This window comes from Pseudomonadales bacterium, from assembly GCA_024234165.1.
Taxonomy (GTDB): domain Bacteria; phylum Pseudomonadota; class Gammaproteobacteria; order Pseudomonadales; family UBA5518; genus UBA5518.
In genome coordinates, this window is the sequence record JACKOP010000005.1 from 259,823 (window position 1) to 275,222 (window position 15,400).

Below are 15,400 nucleotides of genomic sequence, written 5' to 3' on the forward strand. Positions count from 1 at the left end.
GCGCGAGGTCCTCCTCGGGAGTGGATTGCCGGCGAGCACACCACGCTCTCCGGGCCAGCGGATCATGTGTAAGCGGTCAAACGACGCCGTTATATCTTTCCGCAGGCGAGTATGGATTTCATGGGATCGTGGGCGAAGCGTGCCTTCCATTCTCGCGGCGTGAGCTCGACCGCCCGACTCGCCGGATGCACGCTGATGCGCTGCAGCACATCGACCAGGTAGGTGTAAGGATCCACGCCCTGTAGGCGGCAACTCACCAGCAGGCTCTGGATAACCGCTACCCGCTCGGCACCGACCTCGGTCCAACAGAAGAGCCAATTGCGCCGTCCCATTGGAACCGCCCGCAGGCTGCGCTCCAGGTGGTTGGTGTCGATCGGCACATCCGGATCCGACAAGAACACCCGCAGGCTCGTCACCCGCGCCTTCGCGTACTGGATCGCCTTGGCGAGCGGGTTACTCGGCAACAGATCCATGCGGTGGCACTGGTCGTCACACCAGTGCCAGAAGCGGTCGACGATCGGCTCGCTGTGCTGTGTTCGGTAAGCGAGCTTGTGTTCCCGGTCCAGGTTCTGTTCCCGGATGATCTGCTCGTGCCGGTACAGCGCGGCAATCATCGCCAGCGCCTCGGCCGCCGCCTGCGGTTCGGCATCCTGTGCCTGCTCGAAGCCTCGGCGGCAATGCGCCCAACAACTCGCGTGGGTAACGCCACCTTTGCGTGCCGCATAGGCGCTGTAGGCGGCGTAGCCGTCCGAGAGCAGCGTTCCCCGGAAGTCCGGCCCCAGGATTTTCTCGACATGGTGGTGCGCCCGGGTCGGCGCGTAGTGGAAGACGATCTCGTCGTCCTCGCCGTAGATCGGCCAGAGGTAGGCTGGCGCATCTTGCCCTGCTTCTCGCGTCCGCCTTGATCGGGGTCTCGTCCATCGCCACCACCGATCCGATCCGAGGAGGATGTGGGCGTGCTGGGCCGCTGCGATGGGGCGCAGCAGATCGATGGCCCGTCCGCTCCAGTTGCTGAGGCTGGTACGGCTCAGCTGGATGCCGCACTGGGCGATCCGCTGGTGCTGGCGATACAGCGGCAGGTGGTAGCAGAACTTGTCGACGAGCATTCCGGCCAGCAGGCTCACATCGGCCACGCAGCGCTCGAGCACGCTTGCCGGTGCCGGGGTGCTGACGATGCGCTGCTCTTCGACCAGCTTCCGGTCTGGTAGTGGTACTCGATGATCCCGTAGCTGCCCGGGCGTTGCGCCGCGGCGGTAGCTGACGCGCTCGGAGACCAGCTCGCGCCGATCCTCGGGTACGGCAGCAATCGCTGGATCGACGATGGTGACCACGTCGCGGGTGACATCCGGGCCAAAGCGCAATCCTGAGTCGTTCACCGCCGCATCGCGCACCTTGCGCTGGCGCGTGTAGGTGATCGACTGCTCGGGAGGCGGTGGGGATTTCTGCGGAGGTTCAAGCACACCGAGCGCATCGAGCAGGTTGCCCTGTACGGCGGGATCGATGACCAGTTGCTTTTCGCTCTTCTGCCCGAAGAGCTGGCGCTTGAACCAGTCGAGCTGCTGCTTCAGCGTTGCAATCTCGGCGCCGTACTGCTGCTTCAGCGTGCCGAGTTCCGTGCCAAACTTCTGCGTCATCGCGACCATCTGCACCGTAAGTTGCGCATTGGTTTGTTCGAGTTCGGCGATGCGCGAAGCGGTGTTCAAGGGCGGAAAATACTGCAGGAAAACCGTGCCGCCATTGTACCGGAATGCCCCTGCTCATGCCGCTGTTCGGTAGCGTTTTCGCTGCCTTTTTATCTCGACGTCGACGCCTTCGAGCAGCGCCAGAAACTCGGTGGCGCACAGCGCACGTTTCACGCGTCCATCGCGTGTCATCAGGCGGGCAAAGTGTCCGCGCTCGAGTCGCTTCGACCAGATCCAGTAGCCGCCCGTCTCGAAGCCGAGCACCTTGATCTGCGTGGCGCGGCGGTTGAGAAACGCGAACCATTGGCTGCTACTGCCCAGCGGGTCTTCTCCCAGGTGTTGCTTCACCCGCGCCGACAACCCATCGAACGAGCAGCGCATGTCGGTGGGCTCCAGACACAGCCAGATGCGCGATGCGCTGCTGACGCTCAGCATGGCGCGTCCCGGCGCAGCCGCAGCACAACGCCTGCGCCCAAATCAAGCTCTACTTCCCATGCGGGTGCGGCCGGTGACGCCTCGGTCTTGTCGACTATCGGTGCGGTCAATTCGACAAACAGCGCTTCAGGCCGAACACCAACAGCGTCAACAACCCGTGCTCCGCGCAGCTTGCGCCGCCACAGCTCGAAGGTGCTCTTCGCCAGGCCGTGGCGGGTGCAGAACGCCTGCTGCGAAACACCGCTTGCCTCGAACTCGCTGATCAACGCGCGCCACCGTGCCGCGCTGTGACGCGCATACTTGCGCACAGAACCTGAACCCGTCGATGCCGAACCCATGGCGATACTCCTCCAACACCACTTCGTTGAAGCAGAGCATCGCGAAGGTTCAGACGGCATAACAGAACGGCGTGGTTTGGACGGTTACCGCCTGATGGCGATGCTCGAGGGCTGCGCAGAGCTCACGCTCGAGCGGCTGAACGAGGCCACGCAGGCCTGGGTCGAGATGGAGTACAACCGCCGTTCTCACAGCGAACTCGGCTGTTCTCCGCTGGCACGCTACGGCGACGGCACCGATGTCGGACGCGAGTGCCCCGGGAGCGAGCGGCTGCGCCAGGCGTTTCGCACCGAAGCCGTGCGCACCCAGCGGCGCTCCGACGGCACGTTCTCGCTCGAAGGCACACGCTTCGAGGTGCCCTCGCGCTACCGCCACCTCGCACGGCTCACGGTGCGCTACGCGCGCTGGGACCTGCGCACGGTCGAGCTGATCGATCCGCTGAGCGGGACGCCGATCTGTGCGCCCTACCCGCTGGACAAGACGGCTCACGCCAGCGCCGCGAGGCGCCTGCACGCAGTGCGCACGCCTCCGGTACCCGTGCTGCCCGACCCGCCGGCGCACAGCCCCATGGCGCCGCTGTTGCGCGCGCTCATGGTCGAGTATGCCGCCACCGGGCTGCCCCCGGCCTACGTGCCCCTGTCCAACGACGCACCCCTTGCCGAGGATCCGCTGCGATGAACAAGCAACTGCTCGCCCTTTATGGTCTGAAGTGGAATCCCTTCTCGCCCGAACTGCCCACCGAGGCGCTGCGCCTCACGCCGGCGGTGGAGAACTTCGCCTGGCGTATCGAGCACGCGCTCGTGCGCGAAGGCGGCTTCGCGCTGATCAGCGGCGATGTCGGTACGGGCAAGAGCGTGGCGCTGCGTCTGATCGCCGAGCGCCTCGCCCCCGTGCCGGATCTGACCGTTGCCGCACTCACGCACCCGAGCGCCAACCTCGCCGACTTCTACCGCGAGCTCGGTGATCTGTTCGCCGTGGAGCTGCGCCCGCACAACCGCTGGTTGAACGAAGCCGCTTCGCGGCAGGAACAAGACGAGAAGAACGAGACGCCAAAACCGGGAAACTTCTCCGGCACCCCCAGGCCCGGGTGTGCATCACCAAAGGAGAAGCGACATGGATTCATCGGAGCAAACCCGTTTTGACGCACTGTACGCGAAGCATCTTAGAGCACTGAAGCTTCAAGGCAAGGCAGCGAAGACGATCGATGGTTACGCACGAGTGCTGCGCCGGGTAGCCGCACACTTCGATCGCTGTCCGGATCGACTGGACGCGGAAGACTTCAAGTCCTACTTCGCCTCGCTGATCGACGAGCGATCGTGGAGCCTGGTGAAGATCGAACGCTGCGGACTGCAGTTCTTCTACGAACACGTCCTGGAGCGGGAGTGGCCGTGGGTGGGCATGCTCAAGCCGCCGGTGGTGCACGCGCTGCCCGATGTGCTCAGCGTCGACGAGGTCGCACAGATCATCCGGGCGAGTCGCGAGCGGCGCTACCGGACGTTCTGGCTGACGACCTACAGCCTGGGCCTGCGTCTGGGCGAAGCGCTGCGGTTGCGGATCGGTGATATCGACAGCGCCCGTGCCCAGGTCCATATCCGCAGCGGCAAGGGGCACAAGGACCGCTTCGTGGTGCTGCCGGCACTGACCCTGCAGTGCCTGCGCCGCTACTGGCGTGATCATCGCCACCATGAGCTGTTGTTTCCAGGGCGTGCTGGACCGCAGGGTATTCCGGCTGCCACCTTCATGGATCGCGGCAGCACCCAGAAGGCGTTTGCCCGTGTCGTGGCCGACTGCGGCATCCGCAAGCGGGTGTCGATCCACAGTCTTCGCCATGCCTACGCCACCCACCTCATCGAAGTCGGCCTGAATCTGCGCGGTGTGCAGGAACTGCTCGGTCATGCCTGCCCGAAAACCACGGCGCGCTATGTGCACATGACGGACAAGTGCCGTGATGATCGCCGCGTGCTGATCGACGGCTTGATGGGCGAGTTGCACCAGCGTCTGCGGGAGGCTCGGTCATGACCCAAGCCCTCGCCCCCCCTGCGTCTGGCCGAGGTGTTCGACGCCGGACACGCCGCCCTGATGGCGCGCTACGGAGCGCGCCTGCACCCCCGACAACACCAGGCGATGGCCGCCATCCGGGGCTGCCGAAGCGGTGAGCTCGGTGAACTGCACTGGCGCTGTCCCGACTGCAGTGCACGACACCACACGCCCCGCTCCTGTGGTCATCGCAGCTGCCCGGCCTGCCAGAACCACTGCACCTCGCAGTGGCTCGATCGGCAACGCCGTAAGCTCCTGCCCGTGGACTACTTCATGGTGACCTTTACCTTGCCGGCACCCTTGCGTGCCGCCGCGCAGGCGTACCCCGAAACCGTCTATGCCGCCTTGTTTCGCGCCGCCTCGCAGACCCTCAACGGTTTCGCGACGCGAAAGCTCAAGGCGGAACTCGGCCAATGCGCGGTACTGCACACCCACAACCGTCGTCTCGATCTGCACCCGCACGTGCACGTCATCGTGCCCGGAGGCGCAATCGATGCGCGGCGCCGGCAGTGGCGAAAACTCTCCGGGCGTTACCTCTTCAACGCCTTTGCCCTGGCCCGGGTGTTCCGCGCCCGTATGCTGCAGGCCCTGCAGCTCGCCGGCGTGCCGATCCCTGTCGGCCTGCCGCCGAAATGGGTGGTCGACTGTCGCCGTGTCGGTCGTGGCGAGCCGGCATTGCAGTACCTCTCGCGCTACCTCTATCGGGGTGTCATCCGCGAGCGCGACCTCCTCGACTACGACCGCCTCGCCGGCACCGTCACCTTCCGCTACCGTGACGCCAAGACCCGCCAGCCCGCACAGCGCACCCTGCCCATCGCCGAGTTCCTGTGGCGCGTGCTCGCCCACGTCCTGCCGACCGGATTCCGTCGTGTGCGCGAGTACGGATTCCTGCACTGCCGAGCCAGGCGACGCCTCGTTCTCGTGCAACTCGTCTTGCATGTGCTGGTCCAGGCGGCAACGTTGCGACCACGCCCACCGCTGTGTTGCATGCGCTGCCATACCCCGATGATCGTCGTCGCCGTCACCAAACGCCGCAGACCCGACGGCTGAGGCAACGTTCGCGGATCGCCACATGATCCGCTGGCCCGGAGAGCGTGGCGTGCTCGCCGGCAATCCACTCCCGAGGAGGACCTCGCGCCACCGATGGATCCAGCCAGGCAAGACGTGCTGCGCTCGCGGGTGCGGGCCGCGTTCGCCTGGTGAAAATCATTCCGCCTGATCGGGCAACGACGCCCTCACGCGTCTGAAAAGCTTTCCCCTATAAAAAGCGTTCGCCACTCCGGGGCACGGGCTTGTTCAACCCGGGATCAGGTCGCGGCTGCGCGCGACCTATCCCTATTCGATGGGCTTCAAGGCGCTGCGTACCCGCTGGATCGCCCATCTGGAGAGCACGCGGCTTCGCCCCGTGCTGCTGATCGACGAGGCGCAACAGGTCGCCCCGCTCGTGCTCTCGGAGTTGCGCCTGCTCGCCTCGGCGCACTTCGACTCGCGCAGCCTGCTGAGCGTCGTGCTCGCCGGCGACCAGCGTCTGAACGAGTTGCTGCGCCGCGACGAACTCCTGCTGCTCGGTTCGCGCATCCGCGCACGCCTCTCGCTGGAGTACGCCAGCCGCGAGGAACTGCTGGCCTGCCTGAAGCACCTGCTCGCAAGCGCCGGCGCCCCGCTCTGATGACACCCGAGCTGATGCACACCGTCTGCGACCACGCCATGGGTAACTACCGTGCGCTCACCACCATGGCCGCGGAACTGCTCGCCGCCGCCGCGCAGCGCGAGCTCGTCCAGCTCGACGAGAAGCTGTACCTCGCGGTGTTCACGCCCCGGGGCAATCCGCCGGCACGCGCCGCACCCGGCTCACCAGCGCTTGAGCCGGCAACCATGAAATCGTCCCGGCACCACCCCATCGAATTCCCGAGCAGCTCAGCGACGAGGGCGCGGCACACATCCTCGACTTCCTCTACGAGGTGATCCGCGCCTTCGAGTCGCGCTACTTCGTGCAGATCCGTCGCCACCATCGCCACACCGCCGCTGAGTACGCCGCCCAGCGCGCCGAGCGCACCCAGCTCGAACTGCCCTCACAATCCCCGACGAGCCGTCCGACCCGGTCTTCTGAGCCATCGTCAGACCGTCGCCACAGCGCCTCGCAGCCGCCGGGCGCTGCGGTTGCGTCGCACCCAAAACGCGGTCGACACCGGCAGCGCCAATGCCGGACACCTCGCAATATCACATCACGGCTGCAGACCATCAGAAAGCGTGATCAGCTCGCCATCGATTACCGTGGTCATGCTCAGGTTACGGACGACTTGCGGGTTCCTCCGGGTAATCGGCTCGAAGCGCTGAGGGGCAGAAGATCTGGCCAGTACAGCATTCGTATCAACGATCAATGGCGCGTCTGTTTTCGTTGGGCCGACTCAGGTGTCGAAGACGTCGAGATCGTGGATTACCACTGAGGTGATGTTGTCATGAGCAAGCTCGATCCCATTACTCCCGGCAAACTTCTCTTGGAGGAGTTCCTAGCGCCTATGGGGATCAGCCAGTACCGCCTGGCGAAGGAAGTCGATGTGCCGGCGCAGCGCATCAGCGAAATCGTTTCTGGCAAGCGCGCCATTACTGCGGATACGGACTTGCGGCTGTGCCGTTTCTTCGGTCTTTCCAGCGGCTACTGGTTGCGTGCGCAGGCCGCGCACGATACGGAGGTTGCCGAGAGGGAACTCGGCCCGGTTCTGAAGCGGATCAAACCATGGGCAGCAAATGCGACCGAACAACACGGCGCAGCGGACGCCTCTTCGAGGCGCCGCTGACCGCCATCGTTAGCCCCGCTTCAAATACCGGTAATGAGCAAGTCGAGAGCAGCAATAATTTCGTCACGCTTCGAAGAAAGATCGATCGCCTTCGCTCCAAGCATCTTCTTCGGAACGCCGGCCAGTTGCGGCGTCACCATGACGTACTGCTTACCTTCAATCTCAAAGACTGGAGTCAACGTTTCGAGGATCTTTCCTTTCATCGCAGCTACTGAGTAGAGGGGCGCCACAACTCGCGTGGCCAGATCTTCAATCAGATCGCTTTGAACGTTGAGCAGATAAGGAACGGTGCTCTTGGTGTCAGGGTTGGCGTTCTTGTGAACGGAAAATTGCGTCATCAGAAGTTCCGCAGTCCGTCGCTGAATACGCCGTGCTTCTCTACGTGGTCGTTATAGGCGTCAATCGAGGCCTTATTGTCGGCTAGCCATTTGGCCTTCTGTTTCTCCCGCAGGGCATTGGCCAGAGCCTGCTCCAGGGTGGCGGACAGGTTTATGTCCAATTCCTTGGCTTTGGTGAGCAAGTCCCCGTTAACGCTGAGATTTGCAGGTCGCTTGGGGGCATGGGTATCGTAGGTCGGCACCATAGCGGGCTCCCTCTGGGGTTTGTATGCGCATACGATATACGCATATCAAGGCGCAAGCCAGTGTGGTGGCGGGGCTAACGAATAGGTGAGCCTGACCAGACTACCCTCCGCGCTGCGCGCTCCGGCGGCGGCTCATGCACGCCGTTAGGGTTGCTTGGCAAGTGCTTGCGCCAGCGTCATCGCGATCGCCGGGAATTCCTTGAGTATCTTCTTGTCGGCAGTAACGAGTTTCGCGTTCAGGCGCTTTGCCAGCGCAACAAACTCACAGTCGTACGCAGAGCACTCGCTGGATTCCACCAGCCTCAGGACGTCGAGGGAGGGAACTTCATATTCCGAATCTGCGTAAGCGGTCAAACGACGCCGTTATATCTTTCCGTAGGCGAGTATGGATTTCATGGGATCGTGGGCGAAGCGTGCCTTCCACTCGCGTGGCGTGAGCTCGACCGCCCGACTCGCCGGATGTTCGCTGATGCGCTGCAGTACATCGACCAGGTAGGTGTAGGGGTCAACGCCCTGTAGGCGGCAACTCACCAGCAGGCTCTGGATAACCGCTACCCGCTCGGCACCGACCTCGGTCCAACAGAAGAGCCAATTGCGCCGTCCCATTGGAACCGCCCGCAGGCTGCGCTCCAGGTGATTGGTGTCGATCGGCACATCCGGATCCGACAAGAACACCCGCAGACTCGTCACACGCGCTTTTGCGTACTGGATCGCCTTGGCGAGCGGGTTACTCGGCAACAGATCCATGCGGTGGCACTGGTCGTCACACCAGTGCCAGAAGCGGTCGACGATCGGCTCGCTGTGCTGTGTTCGGTAAGCGAGCTGGTGTTCCCGGTCCAGGTTCTGTTCCCGGATGATCTGCTCGTGCCGGTACAGCGCGGCGATCATCGCCAGCGCTTCGGCCGCCGCCTGGGGTTCGGCATCCTGTGCCTGCTCAAAGCCTCGGCGGCAATGCGCCCAGCAACTCGCGTGGGTGACGCCACCCTTGCGTGCCGCATAGGCGCTGTAGGCAGCGTAGCCGTCCGAGAGCAGCGTTCCCCGGAAGTCCGGACCCAGGATCTTCTCGACATGGTGGTGCGCCCGGGTCGGGGCGTAGTGGAAGACGATCTCGTCGTCCTCGCCGTAGATCGGCCAGAGGTAGGCCTGGCGCATCTTGCCCTGCTTCTCGCGTCCCGCCTTGATCGGGGTCTCGTCCATCGCCACCACCGATCCACTGAGGATGTGGGCGTGCTGGGCCGCTGCGATGGGGCGCAGCAGATCGATGGCCCGTCCGCTCCAGTTGCTGAGGCTGGTGCGGCTCAGCTGGATGCCGCACTGGGCGATCCGCTGGTGCTGGCGATACAGCGGCAGGTGGTAGCAGAACTTGTCGACGAGCATTCCGGCCAGCAGGCTCACATCGGCCACGCAGCGCTCGAGCACGCTTGCCGGTGCCGGGGTGCTGACGATGCGCTGCTCTTCGACCAGCTTCCAGGTCTGGTAGTGGTACTCGATGATCCCGTAGCTACCCGGGCGTTGCGCCAGGCGGTAGCTGACGCGCTCGGAGACCAGCACGCGCCGCTCCTCGGGTACGCCAGCAATCGCCGGATCGACGATGGTGACCACGTCGCGGGTGACATCCGGACCAAAGCGCAGTCCCGAGTCGTTCACCGCCGCATCGCGCACCTTGCGCCGGCGCGTGTAGGTAATCGACTGCTCGGGAGGCGGTGGGGACTTCTGCGGAGGTTCAAGCACGCCGAGTGCATCGAGCAGGTTGCCCTGCACGGCAGGATCGATGCTCAGCTGCTTCTCGCTCTTCTGCCCGAAGAGCTGACGCTTGAACCAGTCGAGCTGCTGCTTCAGCGCTGCGATCTCGGCGCCGTACTGTTGCTTCAGTGTGCTGAGATCCGCGCCAAATTTCTGCGTCATCGCGGCCATCCGCACCGTGAGTTGCGCATTGGTGTGTTCGAGTTCGGCGATGCGCGAAGCGGTGTTCAAGGGCGGAAAATACTGCAGGAAAACCGTGCCGCCATTGTACCGGAATGCCCCTGTTGTTCATGCCGCTGTTCGGTAGCGTTTTCGCTGCCTTTTTATCTCGACGTCGACGCCTTCGAGCAGCGCCAGAAACTCGGTGGCGCACAGCGCGCGTTTCACGCGTCCATCACGTGTCATCAGGCGTGCAAAGTGTCCGCGCTCGAGTCGTTTCGACCAGATCCAGTAGCCGCCCGCCTCGAAGCCGAGCACCTTGATCTGCGTGGCGCGACGGTTGAGAAACGCGAACCATTGGCTGCCACCCAGTGGGTCTTCTCCCGGTGTTGCTTCACCCGCGCCGACAACCCATCGAACGAGCAGCGCATGTCGGTGGGCTCCAGACACAGCCAGATGCGCGATGCGCTGCTGACGCTCAGCATGGCGCGCGCCCGGCGCAGCCGCAGCACCACGCCTGCGCCCAAATCAAGCTCTACTTCCCATGCGGGTGCGGGCTGGTGACGCCTCGGTCTTGTCGACTATCGGTGCGGTCAATTCGACAAACAGCGCTTCGGGCCGAACGCCCGCCACATCAGCGTTTCGGGTTTCGCGTAGCTTGCGCCGCCACAGCTCGAAGGTGCTCTTCGCCAGGCCGTGGCGGGTGCAGAACGTCCGCTGCGAAACGCCGCTCGCCTCGAACTCGCTGATCAGCACGCGCCACTGTGCCGCGCTGTGGCGCGCATACTTGCGCACGGAATCTGAACCCGTCGATACCGAACCCATGGCGATACTCCTCCAACACCACTTCGTTGAAGCAGAGCATCGCGAAGGTTCAGACGGGATAACAGAACGGCTTCGTTTGGCCGGTTACGAATCTGCGAGCAGAGTCTCGGCTTCAGTTTGAATGGAATAGGCGTGCTCGAAGGAAAGCAGCTCCTTTCTTATATATAGCGCAAGCACATTGCGCAGCTCGCTGCGCCAAAGTGCGGGGGCGGCCCAATGAGGTTCCTTTGCCAGCAGCTGCTCTGCCTCGGCGCTGAGGTCTGAGGGCAGGTAGAGGTAGGCAATGATGTTGCTATCAACAACGATCACGGGCGGCCTTCATCTATGGCCTCGAGAATATCGGCCGCTTTGAACTTCTTGCCCTTGAGGCTCTCCCGAATCTGCCGAGCGCGGGCCATATGCTCCTCATTGCTGGCCTTGGAAGGCAGCAAGACCCGCTCCAGGCAGGCTATGGCTTCGCTGTTAATGCTCCGGTGGTGGGCATCGGCAGCCTGCTTGAGGCTGTCGTAGATCTCATCGGGTATGTTCTTGAGGGTAATGGTTGCACCCATAGCGGCTTACCTTGGAACCATATTGGAACCAATATGGTATCTCTGGGCGCCGGGCGGAGCAACCCTAACGAATAGGGATAGGTCGCGCGCCGCCGCGACCTGAGCCCGGGTTAGGGCCGCTCTACGCGTCGTTCCGTATGCTTCTTGGTATTCTTGATGAAGTTGGCGTCGAAGGTCTTGAGCGTGTCCTGATCCTTGCTTAGTGCAAGATGAAACGCATCGGCAAAGTCGAATCCCACCTCGTGCCAGGCAATGACCTGGGCAATGAGCGTGCCGTCGCTAACTGTCACGTTTTGTAGGCCACATACGCGCCGGAATGCGGTGCATATGTCTGCTGGGGTTAAGTCGAAGGCGGCGCGTAATACCCACTCGGTTTCCAGCAGCACGGTGTCCGGAATGAAGATGTCTTCGGAAGCGAAGAGTTTGTGGCTGGCTTTGCTCTGGATCGCGTTGTCGCTGACCAGCAGCCGTACCAGTACATTGGTATCAATTGCCATCACGCCACTTACTCCGCATGTCGTGAGCCAATGCTGCCGCAATTTCCTCGTCCGTCTTCGGGGATACCTTATCTTTGAACATGCCAAAGACCTCGGAGAGGTCCGAGGGGGCAAAAGTGGCCTTGGGCTTAAGCAGGAGGCCGTCCCCGGTGTCTATCACCATGAGTTCAAGGCCGGGCTCCCAGTGATGGGTGCTCCGGAAGGCCTTGGGTATGATCACTTGGCCTTTGCTGGAGAGTTTAGTGGTTTCCATAAGGGCGCCCTAAAAGTAAGACGAAGGTAAGATTATGCCTGCGGGGCCTGCCTGTCAAATCGAGCAGGCTGCCCTGACAAATAGGGATAGCCCGCGCGCAACCGCGACCTGATCCCGGATTGAACAAGCCCGTGCCCCGGAGTGCCGGGCCAAAGGTTTTCCAGTCCGGCAAGCCTTGGCGGCAGGCTATGCGGCCGCTGTCATGTGCCGGCGGTGGACGAGATCGAACAGAACCCCGGCCACGATCAGCAGCACGATGGCTTCCACCACCTGCACGCCCAGCAGCAGCCAGGTCGCGCCTTCCACGCCGACGAAGAACTGCATGTTGGGCAGCACGACGAACAGTCCGCCCCACAGGCCCCACCAGATCGCCTTGCCGACGCCGCCGGCCGGATAGAGCCGCATGAACAACCACAGGAACATGGTGATCTGGACCAGGTAGGTCAGGAACAGGAAGGGCATCAGCGCGGCCATTTCCGCGCTGGAGCGCTGCGGGTAGCCTTCGTACAGATTGGGCACGGCCACTGCGTGAAACGCCACATCGGCCACGAAGAGGATCACGGCCAAAATCACGCTCGTCACCAGAAACCGCACCGTCAGCTTGTTCATGGATTTCCCCTCATCGATGCCGCTTTCGTGCAGTTGGTATTTGTATACGTGCTGATCCGTAATGCAAGCAATCGCCATTTGCCGCTGCTGTCTTCGCTGTTCACCCGCGCGCCGACGTGCGCCATGTGTTTCTTCTTTGGTGATGCATACCCCGGGATGAAGCGCTCGCGCGGGTCCGTGCCCGACTGACGTGACCTACTGGATCCACCCTGAGGCTGAGGCCGAACTGGGTGATGCCGTCAGACATACACTCACTGTAATCCGTGCTCGGTGGCAATCACGGCCGCCTGTACCCGCGACGCGACGTCGAGCTTGCGCAGCACGTGCTGGACGTGGATCTTCACCGTCGTTTCGGCAATGCCCAGCTCGCGTGCAATGACCTTGTTGCTGTCGCCTCGAGCAATGCCTCGCAGGATATCGCGCTCGCGCGCGGACAGCGCATCGAGCGGCGAGGTCGGCGCCGGATTTTGCTGCAACACCGTGTCCGTTTGACGCACTGCCGACACCAGCTTGGTGGTCATCTCCGTGGCGATCACACTCTCGCCCGCCATCGCACGCCGTATCGCATCGCCGAGTACGTCACCATCGATCGTCTTCAGCAGATAACCACAGGCACCACCGCGCAGCGCATCCAGCAGGTCCTGCTCGTCCTCGCTGACGGTGAGCATCAGGATCCTCGCGGCGGGCGCCGCCTCGCGCAGAGCGGGCAGTGCGTCGACCCCGCGCACTCCGGGCAGGTGATTGTCGAGCAGCACCAGGTCCGGCTGCTGCTCGGCTGCGCGCAGCAGTGCATGACTCACGTCCGCCTCGTCGCCGATCACGAGGAACCCGGGTTCACGCGCGAGCAGCGCAGTGAGTCCACGGCGGAACAAGGTGTGGTCATCGACCACGAGGATGCGGATCGGCGTAGCCGTCTCGTTCATGTCTGTGCCTCTGTCGTAGCAGGCGGGCCGATGGAATCCGCATCAGTTGTCTTGTCCACCGCTCCCGCCAAAGGCAAGTCGAGCCTGACCCGCGTTCCCTTCCCGCACCACGAGTCGACCGCAAGTTCCGCCCCGATGCGTGCGGCCCGTTCGGCCATGATGCGCAGCCCCACGTGCGTGGCATCGGCAGGCAGCGCGTCGACAGCAACCGCTCCGTCGGCAAAGCCGATGCCGTCGTCGCTGATCTCGAAGCACCAGGCGGGCTGCTTCCACACCTCGACGCGCACCCTGCTCGCGCGCGCGTGCTTGCGCACGTTGGACAGTGCTTCCTGCACGATATGCAGCACCTGGATCTGCACATCCGGCGGCAGCGGCATCGCGTGTCCATGAACGCGCAGCTCGCCATGCAGACCGCTCTGATGCTCGAACTTGCCGAGCGTCGTCTGCAGCGCCGTTTCGATGCCACCGGCATCAGCGCGGGTACGGAAGTGCAGCAGCAACTCGCGCACATCACCGTAGCTCTCCCGAACCCCGGTATCGATATCGGCAAGAACGGCAGCTATGCGTCCGGCATCTCCCGCCGCCAGTGCATCGCGCATCAGCTGCACCTGGATCTTCAGGTACGCGAGCGACTGTGCGATCGAGTCGTGCAACTCGCGTGCAATGAAGCCGCGCTCCTCGGCGACTGCGGCTTCCTTCGCGAGTGCAGCCAGACGGATGTTTTCCAGCCCGGCAGCAAGGTGCGCGGCCAGCGCTTCGAGCAGCGAACGCTCGGCAACGGACAGTGCGGTCCGGCTGCGGAAAAACAGATCGAGTTCGCCGCTGGTGTGCTGGTGCACACGCACCGGCACCGTTACCGCAGTCGCGAAACCGGCCTGGCGGCAGTGCTGCAGGCAGCTCGCAGGCAAGGCGTCGAGCGCGACCAGACGCAGCTCCGGTTCCCGCACACCCTGGCTCGACGCCGACACGCCGCATGCGCATTCGCCTTCGGCCAGCGTGCTCTCGGCGGCGATCATCGCCTGCGGCAAACCTTCCCAGGCGAGCGGCACGTAGTGACCACGTCCGGTGTCGTACCAGCGCAGCAGCGCCCCGTCCGCACGCGTCAGACGCAGCACGCAGCGCACGAAGCCGTGCGCCAGCTCCTCCGTAGACGCGGCATCGGCAACGATCGCGGCGACTTCATACAGGGCTTCGAGCCGCTCGTGCTTCTCCTCCAGCTCGGCGGTCTTCTCGTGCACCCGGGTCTCGAGATTGTCGTATACGGATTGCAGGTGCTCCGCCATACCGTTGAAGCCCTCGGCCAGGGCTCCGAACTCGTCACGACTCGCGCACCCGACCCGAGCCCCCAGATCACCCTGCTGCACGCGCCGCACGGCGCGCGCCAGCGCACTCACCGGCTCCAGCACGAACACGTAGCCGGTGTAGACGAGCGTTGCACTCGCCAGCACGGCAAACGCCAGCAGCGCCATCTGCACGAGGTGCATGATCGCGGTCCAGCGCGACATATGCCTTTCGATCGCACGCACCAGTGCGTCGATATGGTCGGTAAAGCGCGCGGTATCCTGTTCCAGCGCGGTCGCGCTGGCCTGGAGGCTCTGCGGGGTACCCCACCGCACCCGGAAATCCGCCCACTCCGCTTCAACCGCCGTGAAGCGCTCGCGCACCCGTGCATCCCACGGCACGAACAACGGGCGATGCGTATCGCCGACCCGCAACAGCTCGATGCTGGCATCGAACTCCGTTACGTACTGCCGCAGCAGCGTCGCATCGCCGGCGTCCACGGCACGCGCCATGCGGTTGATCTGCATGCGCAGGCGACCCGCCTCATTGACCGCGGCCGCGCCACCATCGAGCTGCCACGACACCCAGAGGGTCACTCCGATCGAGACCCCCGTGAAGACCAGAAACGGCAGCAGCACCAGCGCGAGCTTCAGCCCGAGACTCCATTGACGCTGGTCCGTGTCCACCA

At 63.7% G+C, this 15,400-nt stretch carries 21 protein-coding genes and 2 pseudogenes; 7 read left to right on the plus strand and 16 right to left on the minus strand.

Annotated features, from left to right (window positions below):
* Positions 1 to 89 precede the first annotated feature (89 nt).
* Genes H7A12_16190 through H7A12_16200 form a run of 3 tightly spaced genes read right to left on the minus strand, consistent with a single transcriptional unit; the run spans position 90 to position 2,455 of the window.
* Positions 90 to 1,703, minus strand: coding sequence for an IS66 family transposase (locus H7A12_16190; protein ID MCP5322323.1), 1,614 nt, complete (start codon positions 1,701 to 1,703; stop codon positions 90 to 92).
* Positions 1,704 to 1,757: 54 nt separating this feature from the next.
* Complete coding sequence (tnpB, locus tag H7A12_16195) at positions 1,758 to 2,117, minus strand: IS66 family insertion sequence element accessory protein TnpB (protein MCP5322324.1); 360 nt, start codon at positions 2,115 to 2,117, stop codon at positions 1,758 to 1,760.
* The gene (locus H7A12_16200) at positions 2,111 to 2,455 is read right to left on the minus strand and encodes an IS66 family insertion sequence element accessory protein TnpB (protein ID MCP5322325.1); all 345 of its coding nucleotides are present in this window, start codon (positions 2,453 to 2,455) and stop codon (positions 2,111 to 2,113) included. Before H7A12_16200 ends, tnpB begins: the two co-directional genes overlap by 7 nt.
* A 94-nt stretch (positions 2,456 to 2,549) precedes the next feature.
* On the opposite strand from H7A12_16200, the gene H7A12_16205 reads away from it, so the two are divergent.
* The 7 genes and pseudogenes from H7A12_16205 to H7A12_16235 all read left to right on the plus strand — a co-directional run bounded on the left by H7A12_16205 (position 2,550) and on the right by H7A12_16235 (position 7,288).
* The gene (locus tag H7A12_16205; GenBank protein ID MCP5322326.1) at positions 2,550 to 3,131 is read left to right on the plus strand and encodes a hypothetical protein; all 582 of its coding nucleotides are present in this window, start codon (positions 2,550 to 2,552) and stop codon (positions 3,129 to 3,131) included.
* Positions 3,128 to 3,454: pseudogene (locus H7A12_16210) on the plus strand (general secretion pathway protein GspA). Before H7A12_16205 ends, H7A12_16210 begins: the two are co-directional and overlap by 4 nt.
* 112 nt (positions 3,455 to 3,566) lie before the next feature.
* Entirely contained in the window at positions 3,567 to 4,472 is a 906-nt protein-coding gene (locus tag H7A12_16215; protein ID MCP5322327.1) for a site-specific integrase, read from the plus strand.
* Positions 4,473 to 4,490: 18 nt separating this feature from the next.
* Positions 4,491 to 5,540, plus strand: coding sequence for a transposase (locus tag H7A12_16220; protein ID MCP5322328.1), 1,050 nt, complete (start codon positions 4,491 to 4,493; stop codon positions 5,538 to 5,540).
* 292 nt (positions 5,541 to 5,832) lie between these two features.
* Positions 5,833 to 6,455, plus strand: a pseudogene (locus tag H7A12_16225) (ATPase).
* 254 nt (positions 6,456 to 6,709) lie between these two features.
* On the plus strand, positions 6,710 to 6,937 hold the full coding sequence (locus tag H7A12_16230) for a type II toxin-antitoxin system RelE/ParE family toxin (GenBank protein MCP5322329.1): 228 nt from the start codon (positions 6,710 to 6,712) through the stop codon (positions 6,935 to 6,937).
* 12 nt (positions 6,938 to 6,949) lie between these two features.
* Positions 6,950 to 7,288 carry a HigA family addiction module antidote protein gene (locus H7A12_16235; GenBank protein MCP5322330.1) on the plus strand — a complete coding sequence of 113 codons (339 nt, stop codon included), beginning with the start codon at positions 6,950 to 6,952 and terminating at the stop codon, positions 7,286 to 7,288.
* Positions 7,289 to 7,308: 20 nt separating this feature from the next.
* Here H7A12_16235 and H7A12_16240 read toward each other — a convergent pair whose 3' ends face one another.
* From H7A12_16240 to H7A12_16300, 13 genes are all read right to left on the minus strand, one after another.
* Complete coding sequence (locus H7A12_16240) at positions 7,309 to 7,626, minus strand: CcdB family protein (GenBank protein ID MCP5322331.1); 318 nt, start codon at positions 7,624 to 7,626, stop codon at positions 7,309 to 7,311.
* Complete coding sequence (locus H7A12_16245) at positions 7,626 to 7,871, minus strand: type II toxin-antitoxin system CcdA family antitoxin (GenBank protein ID MCP5322332.1); 246 nt, start codon at positions 7,869 to 7,871, stop codon at positions 7,626 to 7,628. Before H7A12_16245 ends, H7A12_16240 begins: the two co-directional genes overlap by 1 nt.
* A gap of 144 nt (positions 7,872 to 8,015) precedes the next feature.
* The gene (locus H7A12_16250; protein MCP5322333.1) at positions 8,016 to 8,168 is read right to left on the minus strand and encodes a hypothetical protein; all 153 of its coding nucleotides are present in this window, start codon (positions 8,166 to 8,168) and stop codon (positions 8,016 to 8,018) included.
* A 66-nt stretch (positions 8,169 to 8,234) separates the two neighbouring features.
* A complete protein-coding gene (locus tag H7A12_16255; protein MCP5322334.1) occupies positions 8,235 to 9,710 on the minus strand; it encodes an IS66 family transposase in 1,476 nt (491 codons plus the stop codon).
* 192 nt (positions 9,711 to 9,902) lie between these two features.
* Positions 9,903 to 10,223 (minus strand): IS66 family insertion sequence element accessory protein TnpB, encoded by a 321-nt coding sequence (locus H7A12_16260; protein ID MCP5322335.1) that lies wholly within the window; start codon positions 10,221 to 10,223, stop codon positions 9,903 to 9,905.
* A gap of 78 nt (positions 10,224 to 10,301) precedes the next feature.
* Positions 10,302 to 10,598 (minus strand): hypothetical protein, encoded by a 297-nt coding sequence (locus H7A12_16265; GenBank protein ID MCP5322336.1) that lies wholly within the window; start codon positions 10,596 to 10,598, stop codon positions 10,302 to 10,304.
* 84 nt (positions 10,599 to 10,682) lie between these two features.
* Entirely contained in the window at positions 10,683 to 10,907 is a 225-nt protein-coding gene (locus H7A12_16270; GenBank protein MCP5322337.1) for a PIN domain-containing protein, read from the minus strand.
* Positions 10,904 to 11,149, minus strand: coding sequence for an Arc family DNA-binding protein (locus H7A12_16275; GenBank protein MCP5322338.1), 246 nt, complete (start codon positions 11,147 to 11,149; stop codon positions 10,904 to 10,906). Before H7A12_16275 ends, H7A12_16270 begins: the two co-directional genes overlap by 4 nt.
* Before the next feature lie 110 nt (positions 11,150 to 11,259).
* Complete coding sequence (locus H7A12_16280; protein ID MCP5322339.1) at positions 11,260 to 11,649, minus strand: type II toxin-antitoxin system VapC family toxin; 390 nt, start codon at positions 11,647 to 11,649, stop codon at positions 11,260 to 11,262.
* The gene (locus H7A12_16285) at positions 11,636 to 11,899 is read right to left on the minus strand and encodes an AbrB/MazE/SpoVT family DNA-binding domain-containing protein (protein ID MCP5322340.1); all 264 of its coding nucleotides are present in this window, start codon (positions 11,897 to 11,899) and stop codon (positions 11,636 to 11,638) included. Before H7A12_16285 ends, H7A12_16280 begins: the two co-directional genes overlap by 14 nt.
* A 186-nt stretch (positions 11,900 to 12,085) precedes the next feature.
* Entirely contained in the window at positions 12,086 to 12,508 is a 423-nt protein-coding gene (locus H7A12_16290; GenBank protein MCP5322341.1) for a hypothetical protein, read from the minus strand.
* 251 nt (positions 12,509 to 12,759) lie between these two features.
* Entirely contained in the window at positions 12,760 to 13,431 is a 672-nt protein-coding gene (locus H7A12_16295) for a response regulator (GenBank protein ID MCP5322342.1), read from the minus strand.
* On the minus strand, positions 13,428 to 15,398 hold the full coding sequence (locus H7A12_16300) for a type IV pili methyl-accepting chemotaxis transducer N-terminal domain-containing protein (protein ID MCP5322343.1): 1,971 nt from the start codon (positions 15,396 to 15,398) through the stop codon (positions 13,428 to 13,430). The genes H7A12_16295 and H7A12_16300 overlap by 4 nt, the downstream gene beginning before the upstream one ends.
* Between the last annotated feature and the right edge of the window lie 2 nt (positions 15,399 to 15,400).